The following is a 21,948-nucleotide window of genomic DNA, read 5'->3' as shown; positions in this document are numbered from 1 at the left end:
AGTTCGAACCGGCGTCCAGTGGCTACCGTTGCAGGATGACCGCGGTGCTGAGCAGGGCGTTGAGCGCAGGTGCGCTCGCCGGCGCGCTCTCCGGCGTGGTCGCGGTGATCGTCTTCGTCGTCGCGAGCATGGTGCATCCCGCGGCGGGTGCCGGTGCCGGCGGTGGCGACCTCGCCGGCACGGCCATCCTCTACCTGGTGTTCGCGGTACTGCTGGGCGCCACCACCGGCGCGGCGCTGGCCCTGCCCATCGGCGCCGTGCTCGGCCTGCTGCGCCGCCACCTCACCACCCACATCGCAGCCCGGCTCGCCACCTTCCTGCTGTGCCTCACCGGCGTGCTGGCGCTCGGCAGCGTGCTCTCCGCGCTCGGCACCGCCGCCGGGTACCTGCACCTGCTGATCGGGCCCGCCGCCGTCGTCGCGCCGCTGGTGGGTGCGTGGCGCGCGCCGCGCGTGCTGGCGCTGCCGAAGCCGGAGCCGGCCGAGTTCGACGACGACGACACCGACATCCTCCCACCGTCCACCGACCCAGGACGGCACCGGCGACGCCAGCCGCCCCGCTGACAGCGGCACCTCGCCCCGCAAGTTCACCCGTACCTACCAGGCTCGATGCTCGTTGTGAGACTTACATCCAGCAACGAGGGGGTCTGGAGTGGCAGCGCGTGCCCCGGCACGGTCGATGGCGGACTCGCCGCTGGGCGTCGCCGTACGGATGGTCGGGGAGCTCATCGCCTTCGCCATGGCCACCGCGATCGCCACCGTCCGGGTGGTCGTGGGCCGCCGCCTCTCCCTGGCCGAGACGGCGCAGCAGACCTGGTTCATCGCCTCCGTCACCACGCTCCCGGCACTGCTCATCACGATCCCGCTCGGCGTCGTCATCGCCACCACGGTCGGCTCACTGGCCGGCCAGCTCGGCGCGCAGAGCTACACCGGTGCCGTCGTCGCGCTGGTCGTCATCGGCCAGTCGTCGCCGCTGATCTGCGCGCTCATGATCTCCGGCGTCGGCGGCTCCGCGATCTGCGCCGACCTCGGCGCCCGCACCATCCGCGAGGAGACCGACGCGCTCGAGGTCATGGGCGTCTCGGTGATCGAACGGCTGGTCGTGCCGCGCGTCATCGCCGCGACGATCGTGACGCTGCTGCTCAACGGCCTGGTGATGGCCGTCGGGATCGGCGCCAGCCTGCTGGTGCAGGTGTGGGTGCTGGACAACTCGCTCGGCGGGTTCCTGACCACCATGACCCAGTTCGCGCGGGTCTCCGACTTCGTCGTCGCCGGCATCAAGGCGTTCTGCTTCGCCGTCGCCGCCGCGATCGTCGCGGCCTGGAAGGGCCTCACCACCAAGTCCGGCCCGGCCGGGGTCGGCAACGCCGTCAACGAGGCCGTCGTGCTGGCGTTCCTGCTGGTCTTCGTCGTGAACGTCACCCTGACCGAGCTCTACCCGGTGATCGTCCCGGCCAAGGGCGCGTACTGATGGTGTCCTTCCGGTACGAGGTGGGTCGCCGTGCGCGGCGCGTCGGCGAGTCGATCGCCGAGTTCGGCGACCAGTTCGCGTTCTACGGGCGCTCCGTCGCGGCCGTGCCGGCCACCCTGCGCTCCTACGGCGGTCAGGTCGTGCGGCTGCTCGGCGAGATCAGCTTCGGCTCCGCGGCGCTGCTCGCCGGCGGCGGCACGGTCGGCGTGGTGTTCGCGATGGCGTTCATCTCCAGCGCCCAGGTGGGCCTGGAGGGCTCGCGCGGGCTCGGCCTGATCGGGCTGAGCCCGTTCGCCGGCCTGATGTCGGCGCTGGTCAACACCCGCGAGCTGGCGCCGATCGTCGCCAGTGTGGCGCTGGCCGCGAAGGTCGGCACCGGGTTCACCGCGCAGCTGGGCGCGATGCGCATCTCCGAGGAGATCGACGCGCTCGAGGTAATGGCGATCAGGTCGATGCCGTTCCTCGTGACGACCCGGATGATCGCGGCGATCATCGCGGTGCTGCCGCTCTACCTGCTCGGGCTGTTCTCGTCCTACCTCGCCACCCGCATCACGGTCGTGTGGATCGGCGGGCAGGCCGAGGGCACCTACGACTACTACTTCCAGCTGCTGCTGACCCCGCGGGACGTGTTCCTGTCGCTGGCCAAGGCGCTGATCTTCGCCGTCGTGGTGACGCTCGTGCACTGCTACTACGGCTACCACGCGAAGGGTGGCCCGGAGGGGGTCGGCCGCGCCGCCGGGCGGGCGCTGCGCACCAGCCTCGTCGCGATCGTGCTGATCGACATGCTGCTGACGTTCGCGTTCTGGGGGCTGACGCCGACGCTGCCCGGGGTGGGCGCGTGAACACCGCGGGCCGCATCGCGCGCGGCGTCGCGGCGGCCGCGGCGATCCTCGTCGCCGCCGGGGTGACGGTCGCGGCGAGCGCCGGCGCGTTCGACCGCTCCCCGACGGTCACCTCTTCCGTGCAGATCGTCGGCAGCCCGATCCGGCCGGAGTCGGCGGTGCAGTTCCGCGGCGTCCGCGTCGGCAGGCTCGCCGCCGTCGAGCCCGAACCCGGCGGGCAGCGCTCCCGGCTCGTCATGCGCATGGACGCCGACGCGCTGGGCCGCATCCCGCGCGGCGCGGCCGTGCGCATCCTGCCGCTCACGCTGTTCGGCGACCAGGTCGTCGACCTGGCCCCGCCGGCGGGTGGCGGACCGGTCGGCATCGTCGCCGACACGGTCCTGCCGGCCGACGACTCCCGCGAGACGGTCGCCCTCTACACCGCGTACTCCGAGCTGTACGACCTGCTCAACCGGGTGCAGCCGGCGAAGATCCAGGCGGTGCTCACCGCGCTCGCCGACGCGCTGCGCGGGCGCGGCACCGACCTCGGCGTCGCCATCGACCAGCTCCACCGCAGCAGCGCGAAGCTCGATCCGCTGCTCGAAACCATCGGACCCGGCCTGGACACCGTCTCCGGCATCGGCGACAAGCTGGCCGCGGCCGCGCCCGACCTCGTCGCCACCCTCGACGACGCCACCACCGTCTCCCGCTTCCTGGTCGACCGCCGCGACGACATCGCCGGGCTGCTCGCCGGCGGCATCGAGCTCTCCGACGAGACCACCCGGCTGCTCGCCGACAACCACGACACGGCCATCACCGTCATCCGCAGCGGCGACGCCGTCGCGGGGGTGCTCGCGGAGAAGCCGACCGGGTTCCCTGACGTGTTCGACACCGCGGCCGGGTTCGGCGAGGTCACCAGGGGCCTGTCCAACCGCACCGACCTCTCCGCGACCCTCACCGTCGAGCGCGTGCACAGCTACACCCCGCGCGACTGCCCGCGGTACGGCCACCTGGCCGGGCCCAACTGCGGTGACCCGGGCGGCACCGTCGGCGGGGTGGGCAGCGCGCAGGAGGCCGACGCGCTGCGGCAGGTCGCACCTGCGGACGGCAGCGCAGAGAGCGGCGACGGCCTGCGCGGCGTGCTGCTCGGCCCGATGCTGCGCGGCACCACCGTGGAGACGCCGTGACCAGAGGACTCGTGATCAGGCTGGCGGCGTTCCTGGTCGTCACGGTGCTGGCGTCGGCGCTGGTCGTGAACACGCTGACGCAGCCGCTGCCCGGGCCGACCGTCGAGTACTCGGCGCGGTTCACCGACGTCCAGGGCCTCGTCCAGGGCAGCGACGTGCGCATCGCCGGCGTGCGGGTGGGCCAGGTGCGCGCGGTCCGGCTGGTCGACGGGATCGCCGAGGTCGACCTGGAGGTGGGCGCCGACCAGCGGCTGCCCGCCGACGCCGGCGCGCTCGTCCGCTACGCCGACCTGCTCGGCGCCCGCTACGTCGCGCTCACCCGCGGTGGCGGTTCGCCGCAGCAGCTGCTGCCGGGCGCCGTGATCCCGGTCGGGCGCACCCTGCCCGCCGTGGACCTGACGGCGCTGCTGGCCGGCTTCCGCCCGCTGTTCGACGCCGTGTCGCCGAAGCAGGTGAACCAGCTCGCCGGCACGCTGGTGGCGGTGTTCCAGGGCGAGGGCGGGCGGATCTCCGAGCTGCTCGGCCAGCTGGTGTCGGTGACGTCGACGCTCACGGGCTCCGACGAGGTCGTCGGCCGCGTGCTGGACAACCTGGACGCGCTGGTGTCGGACCTGCTGGACCGCCGCGTGCAGTTCACCGACCTGGTGTCGGCGCTGCGCACGCTGGTCGCGGTGGCCGTGGACGAGCGCGACCAGATCGGCGAGGTGCTCGACAGCGCGTCCCGACTCGCCGACACGCTGGCCGGGGTCGCCCGCGACACCGAGCGGGACGCGGCCCGCGACGTGCGCTCGCTGCACGCGCTGGCGGCGCAGATCGACGACAACAGCGCGGCGATCCTCCGCTCCGTCGAGGGCTTCACGACGGCCACGGGCGCGCTGGGCCGGGCAGCGGGCTACGGCTCGTGGGTGAACCTCTACCTCTGCAACCTGGAGGTCGCGGTCGGGCCGGTGCAGACGACGATCCCGCCGAACGTGCACAGCGAGGTGTGCCGGTGACGGGCCTGGGCAACCCGCTGCGGCTGGGCGCGGTCGGCGTCGCGCTGGTCGCGGTGCTGCTGGCCGCCGCGATCGCCCTGCCGCGGGTGGCGTTCCTGGCGCGCACCAACGGGTTCACCGCGCAGTTCAGCAACGCCGCCGGTCTCGCCGGTGACGCGCAGGTGATGGTCGCGGGCGTGCCGGCGGGGCGGGTCACGGCCGTCCGCCTGGCCGGCGACCACGTGGAGGTCGACTTCCGGCTCGACGCCGGCCAGTCCCTCGACGACCGCGCGATCCTGGCGATCAAGCTGCAGACCGTGCTGGGCCGGCGCTACCTGGCCGTCCAGCCCGGCGGGGGCGCGCCGCTGCCGGGCGGCGCGGTCGTCCCGGTGGCGCGCACCAGCGTCCCGTACGACATCGGCGCGCTCTCCCGCGACGCCGACGCGAGCGTCGGAGGCCTCGACACCGCCGCGCTCAAGCAGATGATGCGCACGCTCACCGACGTGACCCCGGACGATCCGCAGCTGGTCGGCCAGGCACTGGACGGGGTGACGGCGGTGTCGCGCATGCTCGCCGAGCGCGAGGACGGGCTGCGGAACCTGCTGCGCGGCACGAAGGCCGCCGCCGACATGGTCGTCGCCCAGGAGTCCGACATCGCCGCGCTCCTCGACGACGGCAGCCTGGTCGCGCAGTTCCTCGCCGACCGCCGCGATGTCATCCACGAGCTGCTCGTCGACGTGAACACGCTGACGACCAGCGTGCGGCAGTTCCTCGACGACACCGACGGCCAGCTGGACCCGCTGCTGGTGCGCCTGGAGAACGTCGCTGCGATGCTCGCCGCCAACGAGAAGTCGCTCACCGCCATGCTGGACACGCTCGCGCCGACCGTCCGCTACGTGGCCAACGCGACCGGCAACGGCCCGTGGGCCGACGTGTCCGGCCCGGCGTTCGTGCTCCCCGACAACGTGCTGTGCGTCGTCGGGCTCGCCCAGGGGTGCCGCTGATGAGGGTCCAGCGCCTGGTGGGCGCCGCGCTCGTGCTCGCGCTGCTGCTCGCCGTCAGCGGCTGGTACCTGTTCCTGCGCCATCCCGCCGTCCGGACGGTCACCGCCGAGTTCGCCACGACCGACGGGCTCTTCCCCGGCAACCGGGTCGCGCTGCTCGGCATCCCCGTCGGCGACGTCGTCGACGTGCGCCCGGCCGGACCGGTGGTGCGCGTGGTGATGGCGCTGCCCACCGACGTCACCGTCCCCGCCGACGCGGAGGCCTACATCATGTCGCCGGACGTGATCTCCGACCGCTACGTCGAGCTGGCACCCGTCTACCGCGGCGGGCCGGCGCTCGCCGACGGCGCCGTGATCCCGACGGAACGCACGCACTCCCCCATCTCGTGGGGCGCGCTGACCGAGGCCGTCGACGAGCTGGTGCGCGCGGTCGGCCCGTCCGCGGACGACCCGCAGGGCACGATCGCGCCGCTGCTGGCCGCGTCGGCGCACGCGCTGGACGGCAACGGCACCAAGCTGCGCGACGCCATCACGACGGTGAGCCAGGCCAGCTCGGTGCTGGTCGGCAGCACCCCGGACACGCTGGCCGCGCTCGACAGCGTCTCGCGGCTGATCGACGCGCTGGACCGCCACCAGGGCAGCCTGGACCGGCTGGCCACCTCGGTCACCCAGCTCTCGCAGACCGTCGACGCCGAGCAGGCGCGCATCACCGAGACCGTGGGCGGGCTGGCCGACGTGCTCACCCGGCTCACCGACCTGCTGCAAAGCAACGGCGAGCGGTTCACCGGCACCGTCGAGGACCTGAACAAGGTGGCCGCCACCCTGGCGGGGCTGCGCGGCCGGGTCGCCGAGATCCTCGACGTGGCGCCGCTCGCGTTCGGCAACGTCGCCGCGGCCGTCGACGAGACGGACACGCTGCGGCTGCGGGCCAGCCTCAACGCGTCGATGCAGCAGTTCGCCGCCGGGCAGGCGGTGTGCAAGGCGCTGCCCACCCCGCTGTGCGCCGGCGCCGGCCTGCTCAACCCGATCCCCGTGCCCGTCCCGGACGCGCTCGACCCGCTCGGCCTGACCCAGCTGGGCGGTGGTGCACGGTGAGGCGCATCGCGATCGCGGCGCTCGCGCTGCTCACGTCCGGCTGTGGGCTGAGCTTCCAGAACCTGCCCGTCGGCCGGGCGCCGGCCGGCGAGTCGTACCCGATCGTCGCGGAGTTCTCCGACGCCTCCAACCTGCCCGTCGGCGGGATCGTCCGGCTCGGGCAGAGCGCCGTCGGCCGGGTCGAGTCGATCGACGTCGCCGGGTTCACCGCCGTCGTGCGCGTCAACATCGCCGCCGACGTGCAGATCCCTGCCGGCACCACGGCCCGGCTGCAGCTGCCGTCGCCGCTGGGCGAGGAGTACCTGCTCCTGCGACCGCCGGATCGGCCAGCACCCGGGGTGCTCGGCCCCGGCGCCGTCATCGCGCTCACCGACACCAGCCGCGGCCCCGACATCGAGAACCTGTTCGCCGCGCTCGGTGGCCTGCTCAGCGGCAGCGGGCTGCAGCAGGTCTCCACCATCGTCGAGGAGACCAACAAGGCCCTCGACGGCCGCGCCGACGAGGTGCGCGGCCTGCTCGACCGGCTCTCCACCGTGCTCGCCGCGCTGCAGAAGCACCGCGACCGGATCACGAACACCCTCGACGTCGTCGACCGGCTCACCACCTACACCCGCGCCAACCAGGCCAGCATCGACGCCGCGCTCACCGACATCGCGCCCGGCATCCAGGCCCTGCTCAGCCAGCGCGAGACCTTCGACGAGCTGGTCCACCGGCTCACGCCGCTCGCCGACGCCGTGCAGGGCGTCGTCGGGCCCACCCGCGGCGAGCTGAAGCGGCTGGCCGCGAACCTCGGCCCGCCGCTGGACGCGCTGGCCGCCATGAACGACCGGCTCGACCGCGTGCTCGCGAACGTGGCCGCGCTCGGCCCGAACATCTCCGGGCTGATCCCCGGCGACTACATCACCGCCGACGGGCACCTCGACGTTCCCGCGCTGGTGACGCGGTTGCTGGAGCAGCTCGCGACCGACGGCCCGAAGAAGCTGCTGAACCCGGGCGGCCCCGAGCAGCTGCTGGGAGCGGCCGATGACTGACCGGGGCACCATCGTCAAGGTCGTCGCGTTCTTCGTCATCGGCATGCTCGCCGCCGTGCTCGTCGGGGCGCAGACGCTCAGCCGCGACGTGCTCGGCGGCGGCATCCGGGTCGCGGTCGCCATGCCCAGCGCGGGCGGTCTGCTGCCCAACTCGCTCGTCACCTACCGCGGCGTGAAGGTCGGCACCGTGGCCGGCGTCGACGTGCGACCCGACGGCAGCGCGGTGGTCGCCACCCTGTCGCTCACCACCGACCTGGCGATCCCGGCCAGCACCCGCGCCGTCGTCACCCAGGACACGCCGGTCGCGATCAGCCACCTCGACCTGCGGCCGGACACGGTCGCCGGCCCGTACCTGCAGGACGGCGCCACGCTCGCGCACGCCGCGGAGCTCCCGGTGCCTCTGGAGCAGCTGCTCGCCGGCACCGTCGGCCTGCTGCGCACCGTCGACACCGACGACCTGCACACCACCACCGACGAGCTGGCCGCCGCGCTGCAGGGCACCGGCCCGCAGCTGCAGAACCTGCTCGCCAACGCCGCCACCCTCGCCGACACCGCGGACCAGATCACGCCGAAGGTCGTCGACCTCACCGAGAAGGGCAACCGGCTGCTCGAACCGACCGCGCGGCTCGTCTCGCGGCTGCCCGAGTTCGCGGCCGCCCTGCGCACACTCGGCGACGGCGTCGCCGGCAACCTCGACGAGGTCTCCACCGTCGTCGACAGCGGCACCGAGCTGGCCGACGTGCTCACCCCGCTGCTGCACGACGACCAGGAGAGCCTCGCCGCCCTGCTCGCCAACGGCGCCGCCGTCGGGCAGGTGCTCGCCGTGCGCACCGAGGCGCTGCGCACCGGCTTCACCACCATCCCGGACGGCTTCCGGGCGCTGACCCGCGTGTTCATCCCCGTGCCCGGCGGGGCACCGGCCATCCGGCTCGCCATCGTCCCGGCGATCGGGCCCACCTGCGCGTACCCGACGCAGCGGCGTACCCCGCAGGACGTCGCCCCGCGGCCGCTCGACGACGGCGGGCACTGCGCCGGCCGCGACCCCGGCCTGCAGCAGCGCGGCGCCGCCAACGCCCCGTCCCCGGGCGGGGTGGGCAGCTACGACCCGCGCAGCGGCGCGGCCAGAACCCCCGACGGCAGCCCCGCGTCGTTCGGGATCAACGGAGGACAGCACGAGGTGCTCGGCGCCCGCTCCTGGGCGTCGCTTCTGCTACAGGGAGTGCAGTGATGGCCGTGACGCTCACGAAGGACTCGGAAGTCGCCCCCGAGGACACCGCGGCCGCGCCGACACCGGCACGGTTCCGACCCGCAGTGATCGCGGTCGCCGCACTCGTCGCGCTGCTCCTCGCCGCGACGGTGTTCGCGTTCGTCTCGTGGCGGCAGGAAGCGGGCCTCGCGAGCGCCCGCGCCGACGCGCTGGAGTCGGCCAAGCGCTACGCCCTCGACCTGACCAGCTACGACTACCGCACGATGGACCGCAACTTCGCCGACGTCGCGCAGAACGCGTCGCCCGGGTTCGCCGCCCAGTACAAGCAGGTCTCCGACCAGCTCTCCGGCATCATCGGCAAGTACCAGGGCGTCTCCGTGGGCACGGTGCTCGACGCCGGGGTCGCCGGCGGCGACACCAGCCGCGTCGACGTGGTGCTGTTCATCGACCAGCGCATCACCAACACCCAGACCAAGGACCCCCGCACCGACCGCAGCCGCATGAAGATGAGCCTGATCGACCAGGACGGCACCTGGAAGATCGACAGCCTGTCCCTCGTATAGCTACGGCATCACAGCGGGCCCTGCCGCGCTGCGGTCGCAGGCGGTAGCGTGCCCCAGCTCACCGCGGATGCGAGGAGGATCCGGTGGCGCGAGGGCCCCTCCTGGTCGGCGATCCCGACCACGTCGCCGGTTACCGCCTCGAGGCGCGGATCGGCCAGGGCGGCCAGGGGGTCGTGTTCCTCGGCCGGGACCGGACCGGCCGGGCGGTCGCGGTCAAGCTCCTCCACCCGACGATGCTCGGCGACTCCGTCGCGCGCGCCCGGTTCGCGAAGGAGCTGGCCGCGATCCGCAAGGTCGCACGGTTCTGCACGGCCCAGGTGCTCGACGCCGACACCGAGGGCGACCGGCCCTATATCGTCAGCGAGTTCGTCGACGGGCCGTCGCTCGCCGTCGAGGTGGCGAGGACCGGGCCGCGACGAGGCGCAGAGCTGGACCGGCTCGCGATCGGCACGGCCACCGCGCTCGTCGCCATCCACCAGGCCGGTGTCGTCCACTGCGACTTCAAGCCGGCCAACGTGCTGCTCGCCCAGGACGGACCGCGCGTCATCGACTTCGGCATCGCCCGCGCCCTCGACGTCAGCGGCACGGTGAGCGAGGTGATCGGCACGCCCGCCTTCATGGCGCCAGAGCAGATCACCCGGACCGACGTCCGGGCGGCTACCGACGTGTTCGCGTGGGCGGCCACCATCGCGTTCGCCGTCAACGGCGCGTCTCCGTTCGCCGGGCGCTCCAGCGTCGAGAGCATGTACCGCGTCCTGGAGGACCCGCCGGACCTGGGCGGCATGGACGGGTCGCTGCGCACGGTCGTCGAGCGATGCCTCGCGAAGGATCCCGCGGACCGACCCGGCTCGCGCGAGCTGCTGCTCGATCTCCTCGCGGTCCTGGGGTCGGCCGGCGAGCACACCGTCCCGATCGCCGAGGCCGGCCCGACCGAACGACTGCGCACCGAGCAGGTGCTCGACCTCGGCGCCACCCGGGCGTCGACCAGGCTCGACCCCCCGGTTCACCCCACCGCCACGCCGGCTGCCGGACGTCCGCGGCGGACCCGGCTCCTCGTGGCAGCCGCGCTCGCGGCGGCGCTCGTCGTGGCCACCGTCGTCGCGCTCGTGGTGTTCCTGCCGACCCTCACGGGCGCTCCCACGGCCACCAGCATCCCCGCGGAGTTCGCGGGGCGCTGGACCGGCAGTGGCCGGCTGCCCAAGGAAGGCACCACGGCCCATCCCCGACTCGAGCTGGTCGCCGGGTCCCGGATCACCGACATCGAGGCCGGGGAGAGCGGCTGCGCATCCGGCAACCTGAGGTTCCGCAGCGCGTCGACGACCCACATGGAGATGGACTACGTCCCGTCCGCGCCGGATCGCTGCCCGGGCGGCATCATGAGCTTCGACCTGGACGGCTCGACGTTGCGCATGCACCTGGGCGACGAAGCCACCACGTACTACTACGCCACCCTGACCCGCTGAAGAGCACGCGGGCTCCGTCAGACGGCGACGCCGAGGTGCGGCGCGAACGCGGCCAGCAGCGCCGACTTCGGCCGCGCCCCCACCACCTGCGCCGCCACAGCGCCGCGCACGTAGAGGTTCATCGTGGGCATCCCCAGAACCTCGTAGCGGACGGCGGTGGCCTGGTTGGCGTCGACGTCCAGCTGCGCCACCACCAGCCGCCCCGCGAGCTCCGCGGCGATCTGCTCCAGCACCGGCTCGATCATGCGGCACGGCGGGCACCAGTCGGCGGTGAACTCCAGCAGGACCGGCACCTCCGACCGCAGCACCAGCTCGTCGAACGTGGCGTCGGTGACCTGCACCAGCTGACTCATGACTCTTCCTCCGTGCTCGATTCCTGGGTGCTCAAGGCGCAGGCCGGTGGCGGCGCCACCAGCTCCGTGCGGATCTGCTGCAGCTTCGCGATCAACCCGTCGACCTCGGCGAGCTTGCGCCGCTGCACCTCCTGCGACGCCGGGCAGCTGCCGCCGCTCGGGAAACCCGCCCGCAGGCACTCCACGAACGGCCGCGTCTCCTCCAGGGCGAACCCCAGCTCGACGAGCCGGTGGATCTCCGCGACGAGCGCGAGATCGTGCTCGTCGTACTCGCGGTAGCCGTTGGCCCGCCGCCGGGCCGGCAACAGGCCCAGCTCCTCGTAGTGGCGCAGCGCGCGCGGGGTGGCCCCCGCCCGCTCGCCCAGCTCCCCGATCCGCACGTCGACGACGCTAAACCTTCACCCCGACGGAAACGCCAGCGCGATCAGTCGTATACGCCCGTCACCCACCACCGGCCCTCGCTCGCGAGCAGCAGGAACGCCGAGCCGTCCGCGCACGCCACCTGCAGCCGCCCGGTGACCGGTGGCCCCGGCACCCACCAGCGCCGCCACACCGGCCACGGGCCGGCCCAGCCGGTGACCTCCAGCTCCGGGCCGCCATCGACGGCGAGCCGGTGCGGCTCCGCCGAGACCTGGTCTGCGGAACGGAGCACGACGGGCTGCCCGTCGGCGGCGCGCAGCTGCGCCGGCACCGGCTCGGCCGGCACCGTCGCGGGCGACGGCGAGGGCAGGCGTCCCGGCCACGGCGCGGGCGGTTCGCGGATCGTGCGCGACGTGGACGTGCGGGACGGTGGCGGCGGACGCCGGCGGTTCGTGGACCGCACCGTGCCGGGCTCGGCGACCGACACGGGGGTGCGCCCGTGCCGGCGCACCACGTCGTCGGGCCAGCCGGCCGGGGCCGTCGACGGGGCGTCGCTGGGACCGAGCTCGTCCCACACCTGCTCGGCGGGAGCCACCGGACCCGGCGCTGCGGCTGGCGGCTCGGCCACTGCGTCGGTGACGGCGCCCTCGATCGCCCGGTCGTCGCCCCACGGCACCAGCTGCACCTGCTCGGCCGGGTCGCGGCCGCCCACGAGCACCGCGGTGACCACGGCCTCCGGCCCCAGCAGCGCCTGCACCCGCACCAGCGCCCGGCCGGCCCGCTCGTCCGTGGGCCCGGTGTCGCCCCACAGGCCCAGCTGCAGCGCCCCGGCCGGCACGGTCTCCTCCGGCACCAGCCACAGCTCCACCAGCTCCCCGGACGAACCTCGGGCCAACCAGGCGTCGAGCTGCCAGCGGACCCGGTCGACGGTGCCGGACGGGGTGAGCGGCTCCGCGCACCGCCACACCCGGTGCAGCACCTCGCCTTCGCCGGTGCGCGCGCCGATCCCGAGCCGGGTGCAGGCCAGCCCGTGCCCGGCGAGGCCGGCGTGCAGCCGCGTCGCCAACCCGCGGGCGGCGAACGCGGCCGCGTCCACCCGGTCGACGGGCGGGTCGAGCTCGCGGGAGACGGTCAGCTCCTCCGGGGGCGCGCGGCGCACCGGCGGCCGGGGGTCGAGCCCGCGGGCGAGCCGGTGCGCGAGCACGGCGTCGGCGCCGAAGCGGGACGCGACGTCGGCGGCGTCGAGCTCGGCGAACGCGCCGAGGCTGCGCAGGCCCAGCCGGCGCAGCAGGTCGATCAGCTCCGCGCGGTCGCTGCCGGGCTGGCGGTCGAGCTCGGCGACCTCCAGCGGCGCGAGGAACGCCGGCGTGTCGCCGGGGGCGACCGCGAGCCCGCGGTGCGCGGCGAGCGTCGCGGCGAACAGCCCGTCGGCGATCCCGATCTGGCACTCCACGCCCGCGCGCGCGGCCACGTGGTCGACGATCCGTTCGGCGGCGCGCAGCTCGCCGCCGAAGTACCCGGCGGGGCCGCGCGCGGGCAGTGCCACCAGCCCGGGCCGCACCACCTCCACGCCCGGCGCCAGCTCCTCGACGGCCACCACCACCGGTTCGAACGCGCGCGCGTCGCGGTCGGGGTCGGCCGGGAGGACGGCGAGGTCGGGGCAGCGGGCCTGCGCCTCACGCCGGCGCAGGCCGCGCCGCACCCCGGCGGAACGGGCCGGCGCCGAGCAGGCGAGCACCCGGTTGGCGGCCACCACGGCGGCCGGCCGGTCGGGCGGCACGTGCGCGGCGAGCGCCGCGGCCACGACCGGCCAGTCGGGCACCCAGACGACGAGCACGCGCGCCGGCTCCGTCACGCTCGCTCACCCCGCCGCCCGGATCGGCGCCGCCCCCTGCGTCGCCTCGGTCGTCACCCGTCCTTCGGCCCCGGGCAGGAGGAGCCGCGCCTCCCGGGCCCGTCCGGCCGAGCCGCGCCCGCCGCGACGCACCACGGCGCGGCAGGCGCGCAGCCGGCCCGAGCCGGGGGCGAGCCCGGTCCAGCTCCGGTCGGAGCAGCGCAGCTCCAGGTCGGCGCCCTGCCACGGCCCCAGCGCCACCAGCACCGATCCGCGCTGGCGAGCCCTGGCCGCCAGGCGCTGCCGCTCCGCGGCCCGCACCTGCCCACCCGGGGCCACGGCGACGACGTCCATCCCGTCGAGCAGCGCCATGGTGACCGCCACGACGTCGGCGCCGGGTGCCGGCACCAGCGCGACCCGTTCCAGCGCGAGCCCGGCCTCGGCGGCGGCGAGCATGCCGAGGTCGGGACGGCCGACGATCCCCACCCACGCCCCGTCCGCCGACGCCGCAGCCAGCAGCGCGAACAACAGGGACGTGGCCCCGGCCGGTTCCGGGATCGCCACCGTGGACCCGCGCCGCAGCCCGGGGAGCAGCCGGGTCAGCGGCGGCGCGACGGGCAGGGCCGTCGGATCGGGATCGGAGTACCGGGCCCGTTCCGCCTTGGCGAGCACCCCTCTGGCGAGGGCGAGCCGCTCCTCGGGGGCATCACGAACCGCAGCACCGTGCGACATGACGACAGACCTCTCCCGCGGTCGGATCACCGCGGGGAAGACGGTGCTCGAACTTCTGTTCGATTCTAGGTCGCACGCCGTCGCCCGGCAAGACTGCCGAACGCGGCCACCCAATCAGGGGCGGAGAGGTCGCGGGGCCGCCGCCGGCCGACCCGGCCGACCTGGAACGCCTCCACGACGAACCGCTGGTAGGCGCCGCGCCGGCCCGCTTCGAGCAGCGGCTGGTCGCGCCGCGCCATCACCAGCACCCCGCCGTCGACGGACGGGCGCGGCCGGAACGCGGCCGCCGGCACCCGTCCGGCGAGGCCGAAGTCGAACCACGGCCACCACACCGCGGTGAGCTGGCTGGTGCCGCCGACCGCGGCCCGCTTGCGCGCCACCTCCCACTGCAGGAGCAGCACGGCGGTGCCCCACCCCGGCTGCCCGAGCAGGTGTCTCAGCAGCGGGGTGGTGATGCCGAACGGCACGTTGGAGACGATGTGGTGCGGCCGCCGCTCACGGAACCGCAGCATGTCGCCGTGCACGACGGTGACCCGGTCGCCGTAGCGGCGCTCCAGCGCGGCAGCGCGCCGCGGATCGAGCTCGACGGCGGTGAGCGGGTCGGGGCGGCGGACCAGGTGCCGGGTGACGGCACCGTCGCCCGGGCCCAGTTCCACGACCGGGCCGGGCGGGACGAGCCGCGCGATGCGCGCGGCGATGCGGTGGTCGGTGAGGAAGTTCTGGCCGAGTTCATGGCGGCCGCCGACGAAGCGGCGGGAGTGCGCGGACATGCGAGGACCTGCGTTCACGTCGATCGGAGAGGGACTCCTGATCGGACGGCCACGCGGCGCCCCGAAGGGCAGGGATCAGCGGCGCGGCGTCCGGGTGACGCGGCGCAGCCGGATGGCAGCGGTCCAGCTCATGCCTGTGACGCTACGGGTGGGCGCAACGGGATTCCCGTGCCCGGCGGCCGCACGGCCTCGCCGGGCACGGGAGTCGGTGACCGCTACCTCCTGGCCGAGACGAGCACCGGCTCGTGCAGGTCCAGGTAGCGGACGTCGGAGGGCATCTCCTGCGCCATCGCCTCGGCGATGTCGTCCGGGAGCGGCATCTTCTCGTGCTCCCTCGCCTCGGCCTCGGAGGTGAAGTAGATGGCCTCGACCCAGCCGTCGGTGCCATAGGTGCCGACCGTGCCGCCGATGATCTCCGGGCGGCCTTCCTTGATCCGGTCCGCGTAGGTCTCCATCATCTCGAACATCCGCTCACGGTTGGCGCTGTGGCCCTCCATGACCTGCACGAATCCGGCGTCGTCCGAGCCACCGGCCAGCCAGGTGGACGCGTTCGCGCAGTCCATGAAGGTGACCTCGCCGTCGAAGCACTTCTCCGTCTCGGCCCACCAGGCGCCCTGCTCCGGCCGTTCGCTGTTGCGGCGAGCCGCGTCCTCCGACTCGAACCGTGCGAGAACGACGAACATGCCGTCGTCGGTGAACCCACCGGTGGAGCCGAGGTAGCCGACCGCGCCCGGCGCGAGCTCCTCGTCCCACCGCCTGATCGCCGCCTCGAGTCCTGCCCTGTCGGCGACCTTGCCCTGTATGACCTGCATGAACATGGGGCACCTCCTGGTTCGACGGACATGTGACGCCGAACACAGTGGCCCTCTTCAGGCAGTGTGACAAGGGGGACTTTCCGATGCTGCGGCGGCCGGTCAGTGCGCGAAGTGCCGCACCCCGGTGTGGAACAGGGTGATGCCCGCCTTCGCGGCCGCCTCGGTCGTGAGGTGGTCGCGCACCGAGCCACCGGGCTGCACGATCGCGCGCACGCCGGCGTCGATCAACACGCCCGGCCCGTCCGGGAACGGGAAGTAGGCGTCGGAGGCCGCCACCGACCCGCGTGCCCGGTCACCGGCCCGGCTCACCGCGAGCCGGCACGAGTCGACCCGGTTGACCTGTCCCATCCCGACCCCGACCGATGCCCGATCGGCCGCCAGCAGGATCGCGTTCGACTTCACGGCGCGGCAGGCGCGCCACGCGAAGACCAGGTCGGCGAGGGTGTCGTCGTCGACGGGGTCGCCGGTGGCGAGCGTCCAGGTCGACGGGTCGTCGCCCGGCGCGTCGACGGCGTCGCGGTGCTGCAGCAGCAGCCCGCCGGAGATCGCGCGCAGCTCGGCGCCCGTCCGCGCGACGTCGCCGGGCAGCCGCAGCACCCGCAGGTTCGCGCGCCGGGCGAGCAGCTCGACGGCCCCGTCCTCGTAGGAGGGGGCGAGCACGACCTCGGTGAAGATGTCCGCCAGCTGCTCCGCCATCGCCACGCTGACCTCGGTGTTCGTCGCGATGACGCCGCCGAACGCGCTGACCGGGTCGCACGCGTGCGCCTTGCGGTGGGCCTCGGCGACGTCCGTGCCGAGCGCGATGCCGCACGGGTTGGCGTGCTTGATGATCGCGACGCAGACGCCGTCGTGGTCGTGCGCCGCTCGCCAGGCGGCGTCCGCGTCGACGTAGTTGTTGTACGACATCTCCTTGCCGTGCAGCTGCTCCGCCTCGGCGATGCCGCCGCGCCCGTTGGTGTAGAGCGCGGCGGGCTGGTGCGGGTTCTCGCCGTAGCGCAGGGTCGCGCGCCGCTCCCACGTGGCCCCCACCCACGACGGGAACGGGCCGGCATCCCGCTCGGGGGCCAGCACGCTGCCCATCCAGGACGCGACGGCGACGTCGTAGCTCGCGGTGTGCCGGAACGCGTCGGCGGCGAGGCGGCGCCGGTCCGCCAGCAGGAAACCGCCCTCCTTCACCTGCTCCAGCACCCAGTCGTAGATCTGCGGGTCGGTGACGACGGCGACGCTGTCGTGGTTCTTCGCCGACGCCCGCACCATGGCCGGCCCGCCGATGTCGATCTGCTCGACGCACTCGTCCGGCGTCGCCCCCGACGCCACGGTCTGCGTGAACGGGTAGAGGTTCGACACCAGCAGGTCGAACGGCGCGATGCCCAGCTCGGCCAGCTGCGCGAGGTGCTCGGGCTTGCGGGTGTCGGCGAGCAGGCCGGCGTGCACCCGCGGGTGCAGCGTCTTCACCCGCCCGTCGAGGCACTCGGGGAACCCGGTCAGCTGCTCGACCGGCGTCACCGGCACGCCGGCCTCGGCGATGCGCTGCGCGGTGGAGCCCGTCGACACGATCTCGACGCCCATCGCGTGCAGGCCCGTGGCCAGGTCCAGCAGGCCGGCCTTGTCGTAGACGCTGATCAGGGCCCGGCTGACCGGCTTGCGTTCCGTCACGGGAAAGTCACCTCTCGTCCGGTCACGGTGGCCCCCTTGCGAGCCAGCGCGGCGACGGTCTCCACGAGCAGCCGTCGTTCCTCGGTCTTGATGCGTTCGTGCAGGGTCTCGACGGTGTCGCCGGGCTCGACGGGCACGGCCGCCTGCGCCAGCACCGGACCCGTGTCGACCCCGTCGTCGACGAGGTGCACGGTGGCGCCGGCGACCTTGACGCCGTAGGCGAGCGCGTCGGCGACGCCGTGGGCGCCGGGGAACGCGGGGAGCAGCGCGGGATGCGTGTTGAGCATCGGGCAGCCGATGCCGTCCCGGAACGCCGGGCCGACGATCTTCATGAACCCGGCGCTCACCACCAGGTCCGGCCGGTGCTCCGCGACGGCGGCGGCGAGCGCGCCGTCCCAGGAGGCCCGGTCGGGCGCGTCGGCGACGCGGCGGACGAACGTCGGCACGCCGGCCCGTTCGGCCCGGCTCAGGCCCTCGATGCCGTCGCGGTCGGCTCCGACGGCCACGATCCGCGCCGGGTAGCCGGGCTCGCCGGTGGCGTCCAGGAGGGCCTGCATCAGGGTGCCGGAACCGGACAGGAGCACCACGATCCGCGCCGGCTCGGGCAGGACGACCCGGTGGGACGGGCGAAGGGACGCGGACACAGGTCCCCACCCTAAGCGGGCCACCGAGGGCCACGGCGCGGAGGTGACCCGGCGCGGCTCACGCCCGCGGCGCGACCGTCCTGCACCCCGGCAACGCCGCCGCGCCGGCGACCGGGCCCAGCAGCAGTACCGCACCCCACGGACCCATGACCCAGATCGGCCAGAAGTAGAGCAGCGCGCCCGCCCCGAGCGAGGTGGCCAGCCAGACCACCATGCTGATCGTGCTCGCCAGCACCCACGGCGCCCAGGCCGCGGCGACGATCCGGCCGCGCGTCGGACGGGGGGCGGCCGGACGCGGGGCCCGTTCGGGCAGGTCGGCGAGGACGCTGGCGAGCTCGCCACGGGTGCGGGCCGCGTACACGGCGTCGACGCGCCGCTCGAACTCGGCCAGGTCGAGCCGGCCGGTGCCGACGTGGACGTGCAACCGCTGGGCCACCTGCTCGCGCTCGGCGTCGCCGATGCGCACGTCATCGTTGGTCATGGACCAACGATGACATGTCCCAATTCACATGTCAACAACGACATGTCAGGTTCGCCGGCGGCGCCGATCGAACTGCACGACGTTCTCCCCGGACGGGTCCGGTTCGTCCTCGACGACCGGCTCGTCGGGCACCTCCGCTTCCACCGCCGCCGCTTCGGCCTCCGCAGCCTCCGCCGCCTCCGCCGCCTCTGCCGCCTCTGCCGCCTGCCGTTCCCGCATCGCCACCAGCTCGGCGACCGTCCGCGGCCGCGGGATGTCGACGACCGGGTCGGCAGCGTCGGACACGTCCGCCTCGTCGGACCACTCCGCCTCGTCCGGCTCGCCGCGGCGGGTCACCCCGGCGACGAGCAGCGCCGGCACCCCGACCAGCAACAGCACGGCCGCCGTCGCGAGCCCGGCCGGCACCGACACCGGGTCGAACGCGCCCGCGGCCAGCCGGCCACCCGCGAGCACGGACAGCAGCCCGACCGCGAGCGCGGTGACACCGATCGCGACGGCCGCGGCGGGCACGCGTCCGGTCACCGCCGACACCCGCCGGCACCGGCGCCCGGCCAGCACGCCCGTCCCGATCGGAGCGAGCAGCACGGCGAGCGTCCACGCGGGCGGCGTGACCGACGGCAGCAGCGCCAGCAGCGGGAAGCTCGACGGGCTCGCGGGCGGGAAGGACGCGAAGATCGACGCCGTACCCGTGCCGACGGCGAACCCGGGCCCGAGCACCCAGCTGGTGCCGGCCACGACCGCGTTCGGCAGGTACGCCACCGCGACCAGCGTGGCACCCGCACCCGACCAGAACCCGGGCGCCAACCCGCCGTACGCCGACGCCACGACCGGCGCGCCCAGCACCAGCGAGACGGTGACGGCCACCGCGCCCGACAGCAGCAGCCCGAGCAGCGCCAGCCCCGCAGCGTGCAGGCCCGGGCCGACCCACGACGGGACCCGGGCACGCAGATCCGCAGGCAGCGCGCACCGGCGCACCAGACCGATCCCGGCACCCACCCCGGCGACGAGCCCGCCACCGACCATCGCCGCCCACGGTGCCGCGTCCACGGCCGCAGCCCGCGGCAGCAGCGCGCTGCCCAGCACCGCGACGGCCGCGTGCGCCCCCGCGATCGACGCGAGCACCGCGCCGGCGTCGGCCCGGAACCGGCCGCCCAACCGGCGCACCGCCCAGCCGGCACCGACCGCGGTGACGGCCACGACGAGCCCCGTCGGCAGCAGCGGCAGCACCGACAGCGGCTGCCCGCCGAGCGCGAGCGGGATCTGGTGGGCGGCCAACCACACGGGGATGGTCGCGGCGAAGGCGGCGTCCAGGACGATGCCGGCCCCGCCGGTGGCCATCACGAACGCGGTCGCCGGCACCAGCAGCGCGTAGCTGACGAGCACCGTGCCCATCGCGGCGGACAGCAGCACCTGCAGCCGGTCGAAGCCGGCGACCGGCAGGGGGCCGGGTGCGACGTCGGGCGGGCCGTCGTGGTCGAGCGTGCTGGTCACGTGGTCCAGGGTCGCAGCGTCGGCGCGTCGATCCCGCTAGGCACGCCGACGGCGGCCCGGTTCACACCACCGGCTGCCCGGTCTCAGTCGCTGGAGGAGGACCGCTCGCCGGGCTTGATGAAGCGGGTGGTGCGCTCGTAGCCGTCGCCCTGACCGGCGGACTCCTCACCCTCGACGGTCGGCGACGGCCCGGTCTCGGGGCTCGCGGCCGGCTGCCCGACGGGCGGCGTGCTGGCGCTCTCCGTGCGGTAGCCGGGGGTGGCGTCCACGGATCCCACGGTGTGCGACTCGGTGGCACCGGAGTACCAGTTCGCGGCGGCCGGCTCGGCCTGCGGCGCCGCCGGGGGCTGCCCCCACGCCGGCTGCTGCTGCCCGAACCCGGGCTGCTGGGCCGGCTGCTGCCCGTAGCCGGGCTGCTGCCCGTACCCCGGGAAGGTCTGCGGCTGCTGCTGGCCGTAACCCTGCTGCTGGCCGTAGCCGGGGTAGGGCTGCTGCTGCCCGTAGCCGGGCTGCTGGCCGTACCCGGGCTGGCCGTAGCCGCCGTAGCCCGGCTGGCCGTAGCCCTGCGGCTGGCGGGGCCGCGGCGCCGGCGGGGCGACGACACCCGTCGAGAGCAGGACGGCGCCGACGGTGACGACGGCCGCCAGGAACGCGAGCACCAGGATGATGATCGTGGTCGTGCTGGACGAGCCCGCCGCGACGACCTGCAGGAGCCCGAGCGTGCCCGTGACGACCGCGACGGCCGCCGGCGCGAGCACCCCGGTGACCTTCGGCAGCGCCGCCGTCGCGGCGAGCAGCCCGCCGCCGATGACGAGCGCCCCGGGCAGCGAGACCGACAGCGGCGTGGCGGCGAAGAAGTCGACGATGTAGACGATCAGGCCGAGACCGGCCGCGACCAGGCCGAGGAGCCGGGCCAGTGCGGTCCCGCGATCGGCGTCGCCGGCGGCGCTCGCCGCGTCCGCGGCGGCCGCCGGTGGCTGCTGTGCCGGTTGCTGGGTCATGCTCGCGGTACTCCCCTCCGAGCGGACTCCCGCGGTCCGTCGTACCTGTATCTCCACGGTATCCCGTCTCCGGGGCGCCTCGCAGGGCGCCCCGGAGCGGGGACGGGCGTCAGAGCGCGGCGACGATCTGGCGCATCAGCTCGGCGGTCTCGCTCGGCGTCTTGCCGACCTTCACACCGGCGGCCTCGAGGGCCTCCTTCTTGGCCTGCGCGGTGCCGGCGGAGCCGGACACGATCGCGCCGGCGTGGCCCATCGTCTTGCCCTCGGGGGCGGTGAAGCCCGCGACGTAGCCGACGACCGGCTTGGTCACGTTCTCCTTGATGTAGGCCGCGGCCCGCTCCTCGGCGTCGCCGCCGATCTCGCCGATCATGACGATCGCGGCGGTCTCCGGGTCGGCCTCGAAGGCCTCGAGCGCGTCGATGTGCGTGGTGCCGATGACCGGGTCACCGCCGATGCCGATGGCGGTGGAGAAGCCGATCTCGCGCAGCTCGTACATCATCTGGTAGGTCAGCGTGCCCGACTTCGACACGAGCCCGATCTTGCCGGGCCCCGCGATGTCGGCCGGGATGATGCCGGCGTTGGACTTGCCCGGGCTGATGATGCCGGGGCAGTTCGGGCCGATGATGCGCGTCTTGTTGCCCTTCGCGCACGCGTGCGCCCAGAAGTAGGCGGAGTCGTGCACCGGGATGCCCTCGGTGATGACGACGACGAGCGGGATCTCCGCGTCGATCGCCTCGATCACGGCGTCCTTGGCGAACTTCGGCGGCACGAACACGACGCTGACGTCGGCGCCGGTCTCCTTGATGGCCTGCTCGACGGTGCCGAAGACCGTGAGCTCCTTGCCCTCGATGGTGACCGTGGTGCCGGCCTTGCGGGCGTTCACGCCGCCGACGATGTTGGTGCCGGCCGCGAGCATCTTCGTCGAGTGCTTGGTGCCCTCGCCGCCGGTGATGCCCTGGACGATGACCTTGCTGTTCTCGGTCAGGAAGATCGACAT

23 protein-coding genes are annotated in these 21,948 nt (G+C 74.4%); 11 read left to right on the top strand and 12 right to left on the bottom strand.

Annotated features, from left to right (window positions below; genetic code table 11):
- Positions 1 to 35 precede the first annotated feature (35 nt).
- The 11 genes from ACQEVB_RS12025 (at position 36) to ACQEVB_RS11975 (ending at position 10,814) form a co-directional block, all read left to right on the top strand.
- On the top strand, positions 36 to 563 hold the full coding sequence (locus tag ACQEVB_RS12025) for a hypothetical protein (protein ID WP_432969049.1): 528 nt from the start codon (positions 36 to 38) through the stop codon (positions 561 to 563).
- An 88-nt stretch (positions 564 to 651) separates the two neighbouring features.
- Positions 652 to 1,470 carry an MlaE family ABC transporter permease gene (locus ACQEVB_RS12020; protein WP_432969046.1) on the top strand — a complete coding sequence of 273 codons (819 nt, stop codon included), beginning with the start codon at positions 652 to 654 and terminating at the stop codon, positions 1,468 to 1,470.
- Positions 1,470 to 2,312, top strand: a complete 843-nt coding sequence (locus ACQEVB_RS12015) for an MlaE family ABC transporter permease (protein ID WP_432969043.1) — start codon at positions 1,470 to 1,472, stop codon at positions 2,310 to 2,312. The genes ACQEVB_RS12020 and ACQEVB_RS12015 overlap by 1 nt, the downstream gene beginning before the upstream one ends.
- Positions 2,309 to 3,478, top strand: a complete 1,170-nt coding sequence (locus ACQEVB_RS12010; protein ID WP_432969040.1) for an MCE family protein — start codon at positions 2,309 to 2,311, stop codon at positions 3,476 to 3,478. The genes ACQEVB_RS12015 and ACQEVB_RS12010 overlap by 4 nt, the downstream gene beginning before the upstream one ends.
- Complete coding sequence (locus ACQEVB_RS12005) at positions 3,475 to 4,473, top strand: MCE family protein (RefSeq protein WP_432969037.1); 999 nt, start codon at positions 3,475 to 3,477, stop codon at positions 4,471 to 4,473. The genes ACQEVB_RS12010 and ACQEVB_RS12005 overlap by 4 nt, the downstream gene beginning before the upstream one ends.
- Positions 4,470 to 5,456: an MCE family protein gene (locus ACQEVB_RS12000; RefSeq protein ID WP_432969035.1), complete on the top strand. Its 987-nt coding sequence runs from the start codon at positions 4,470 to 4,472 to the stop codon at positions 5,454 to 5,456. Before ACQEVB_RS12005 ends, ACQEVB_RS12000 begins: the two co-directional genes overlap by 4 nt.
- Complete coding sequence (locus ACQEVB_RS11995; protein WP_432969032.1) at positions 5,456 to 6,550, top strand: MCE family protein; 1,095 nt, start codon at positions 5,456 to 5,458, stop codon at positions 6,548 to 6,550. The genes ACQEVB_RS12000 and ACQEVB_RS11995 overlap by 1 nt, the downstream gene beginning before the upstream one ends.
- Positions 6,547 to 7,581, top strand: a complete 1,035-nt coding sequence (locus tag ACQEVB_RS11990) for an MCE family protein (RefSeq protein ID WP_432969029.1) — start codon at positions 6,547 to 6,549, stop codon at positions 7,579 to 7,581. The genes ACQEVB_RS11995 and ACQEVB_RS11990 overlap by 4 nt, the downstream gene beginning before the upstream one ends.
- Positions 7,574 to 8,809 carry an MlaD family protein gene (locus ACQEVB_RS11985; protein WP_432969026.1) on the top strand — a complete coding sequence of 412 codons (1,236 nt, stop codon included), beginning with the start codon at positions 7,574 to 7,576 and terminating at the stop codon, positions 8,807 to 8,809. The genes ACQEVB_RS11990 and ACQEVB_RS11985 overlap by 8 nt, the downstream gene beginning before the upstream one ends.
- Positions 8,809 to 9,351 (top strand): hypothetical protein, encoded by a 543-nt coding sequence (locus ACQEVB_RS11980; RefSeq protein WP_432969023.1) that lies wholly within the window; start codon positions 8,809 to 8,811, stop codon positions 9,349 to 9,351. Before ACQEVB_RS11985 ends, ACQEVB_RS11980 begins: the two co-directional genes overlap by 1 nt.
- A gap of 83 nt (positions 9,352 to 9,434) precedes the next feature.
- Positions 9,435 to 10,814 (top strand): serine/threonine-protein kinase, encoded by a 1,380-nt coding sequence (locus ACQEVB_RS11975; RefSeq protein WP_432969020.1) that lies wholly within the window; start codon positions 9,435 to 9,437, stop codon positions 10,812 to 10,814.
- Between the two features lie 17 nt (positions 10,815 to 10,831).
- Here the strand turns inward: ACQEVB_RS11975 and ACQEVB_RS11970 are convergent, their stop codons facing one another.
- From ACQEVB_RS11970 to sucD, 12 genes are all read right to left on the bottom strand, one after another.
- Complete coding sequence (locus ACQEVB_RS11970) at positions 10,832 to 11,167, bottom strand: thioredoxin family protein (RefSeq protein ID WP_432969017.1); 336 nt, start codon at positions 11,165 to 11,167, stop codon at positions 10,832 to 10,834.
- Positions 11,164 to 11,547, bottom strand: a complete 384-nt coding sequence (locus tag ACQEVB_RS11965; protein WP_432969014.1) for a MerR family transcriptional regulator — start codon at positions 11,545 to 11,547, stop codon at positions 11,164 to 11,166. The genes ACQEVB_RS11970 and ACQEVB_RS11965 overlap by 4 nt, the downstream gene beginning before the upstream one ends.
- A 44-nt stretch (positions 11,548 to 11,591) precedes the next feature.
- Positions 11,592 to 13,382 (bottom strand): DNA polymerase Y family protein, encoded by a 1,791-nt coding sequence (locus ACQEVB_RS11960; RefSeq protein WP_432969011.1) that lies wholly within the window; start codon positions 13,380 to 13,382, stop codon positions 11,592 to 11,594.
- Between the two features lie 6 nt (positions 13,383 to 13,388).
- Positions 13,389 to 14,093 carry a hypothetical protein gene (locus ACQEVB_RS11955; protein ID WP_432969008.1) on the bottom strand — a complete coding sequence of 235 codons (705 nt, stop codon included), beginning with the start codon at positions 14,091 to 14,093 and terminating at the stop codon, positions 13,389 to 13,391.
- A 65-nt stretch (positions 14,094 to 14,158) separates the two neighbouring features.
- Positions 14,159 to 14,863 (bottom strand): ribosomal RNA small subunit methyltransferase A, encoded by a 705-nt coding sequence (locus ACQEVB_RS11950; RefSeq protein ID WP_432969005.1) that lies wholly within the window; start codon positions 14,861 to 14,863, stop codon positions 14,159 to 14,161.
- Between the two features lie 215 nt (positions 14,864 to 15,078).
- Positions 15,079 to 15,675: a hypothetical protein gene (locus tag ACQEVB_RS11945; RefSeq protein WP_432969002.1), complete on the bottom strand. Its 597-nt coding sequence runs from the start codon at positions 15,673 to 15,675 to the stop codon at positions 15,079 to 15,081.
- Positions 15,676 to 15,777: 102 nt separating this feature from the next.
- On the bottom strand, positions 15,778 to 17,334 hold the full coding sequence (purH, locus tag ACQEVB_RS11940) for a bifunctional phosphoribosylaminoimidazolecarboxamide formyltransferase/IMP cyclohydrolase (RefSeq protein ID WP_432968999.1): 1,557 nt from the start codon (positions 17,332 to 17,334) through the stop codon (positions 15,778 to 15,780).
- A complete protein-coding gene (purN, locus tag ACQEVB_RS11935; RefSeq protein WP_432980305.1) occupies positions 17,331 to 17,891 on the bottom strand; it encodes a phosphoribosylglycinamide formyltransferase in 561 nt (186 codons plus the stop codon). Before purN ends, purH begins: the two co-directional genes overlap by 4 nt.
- A gap of 145 nt (positions 17,892 to 18,036) precedes the next feature.
- Positions 18,037 to 18,459 (bottom strand): DUF1707 SHOCT-like domain-containing protein, encoded by a 423-nt coding sequence (locus ACQEVB_RS11930; protein ID WP_432968996.1) that lies wholly within the window; start codon positions 18,457 to 18,459, stop codon positions 18,037 to 18,039.
- A gap of 45 nt (positions 18,460 to 18,504) precedes the next feature.
- Positions 18,505 to 19,950 (bottom strand): cell division protein PerM, encoded by a 1,446-nt coding sequence (locus ACQEVB_RS11925; RefSeq protein WP_432968993.1) that lies wholly within the window; start codon positions 19,948 to 19,950, stop codon positions 18,505 to 18,507.
- 83 nt (positions 19,951 to 20,033) lie between these two features.
- Positions 20,034 to 20,951, bottom strand: coding sequence for a DUF5336 domain-containing protein (locus ACQEVB_RS11920; RefSeq protein ID WP_432968990.1), 918 nt, complete (start codon positions 20,949 to 20,951; stop codon positions 20,034 to 20,036).
- A 109-nt stretch (positions 20,952 to 21,060) separates the two neighbouring features.
- The gene (sucD, locus tag ACQEVB_RS11915) at positions 21,061 to 21,948 is read right to left on the bottom strand and encodes a succinate--CoA ligase subunit alpha (protein ID WP_432968987.1); all 888 of its coding nucleotides are present in this window, start codon (positions 21,946 to 21,948) and stop codon (positions 21,061 to 21,063) included.

The organism is Pseudonocardia sp. CA-107938 (genome assembly GCF_050936315.1).
Classification (GTDB): Bacteria; Actinomycetota; Actinomycetes; order Mycobacteriales; family Pseudonocardiaceae; genus Pseudonocardia.
The sequence above is the reverse complement of the archived record's forward strand: the minus strand, read 5'-3'. Positions and strand labels throughout refer to the sequence as shown.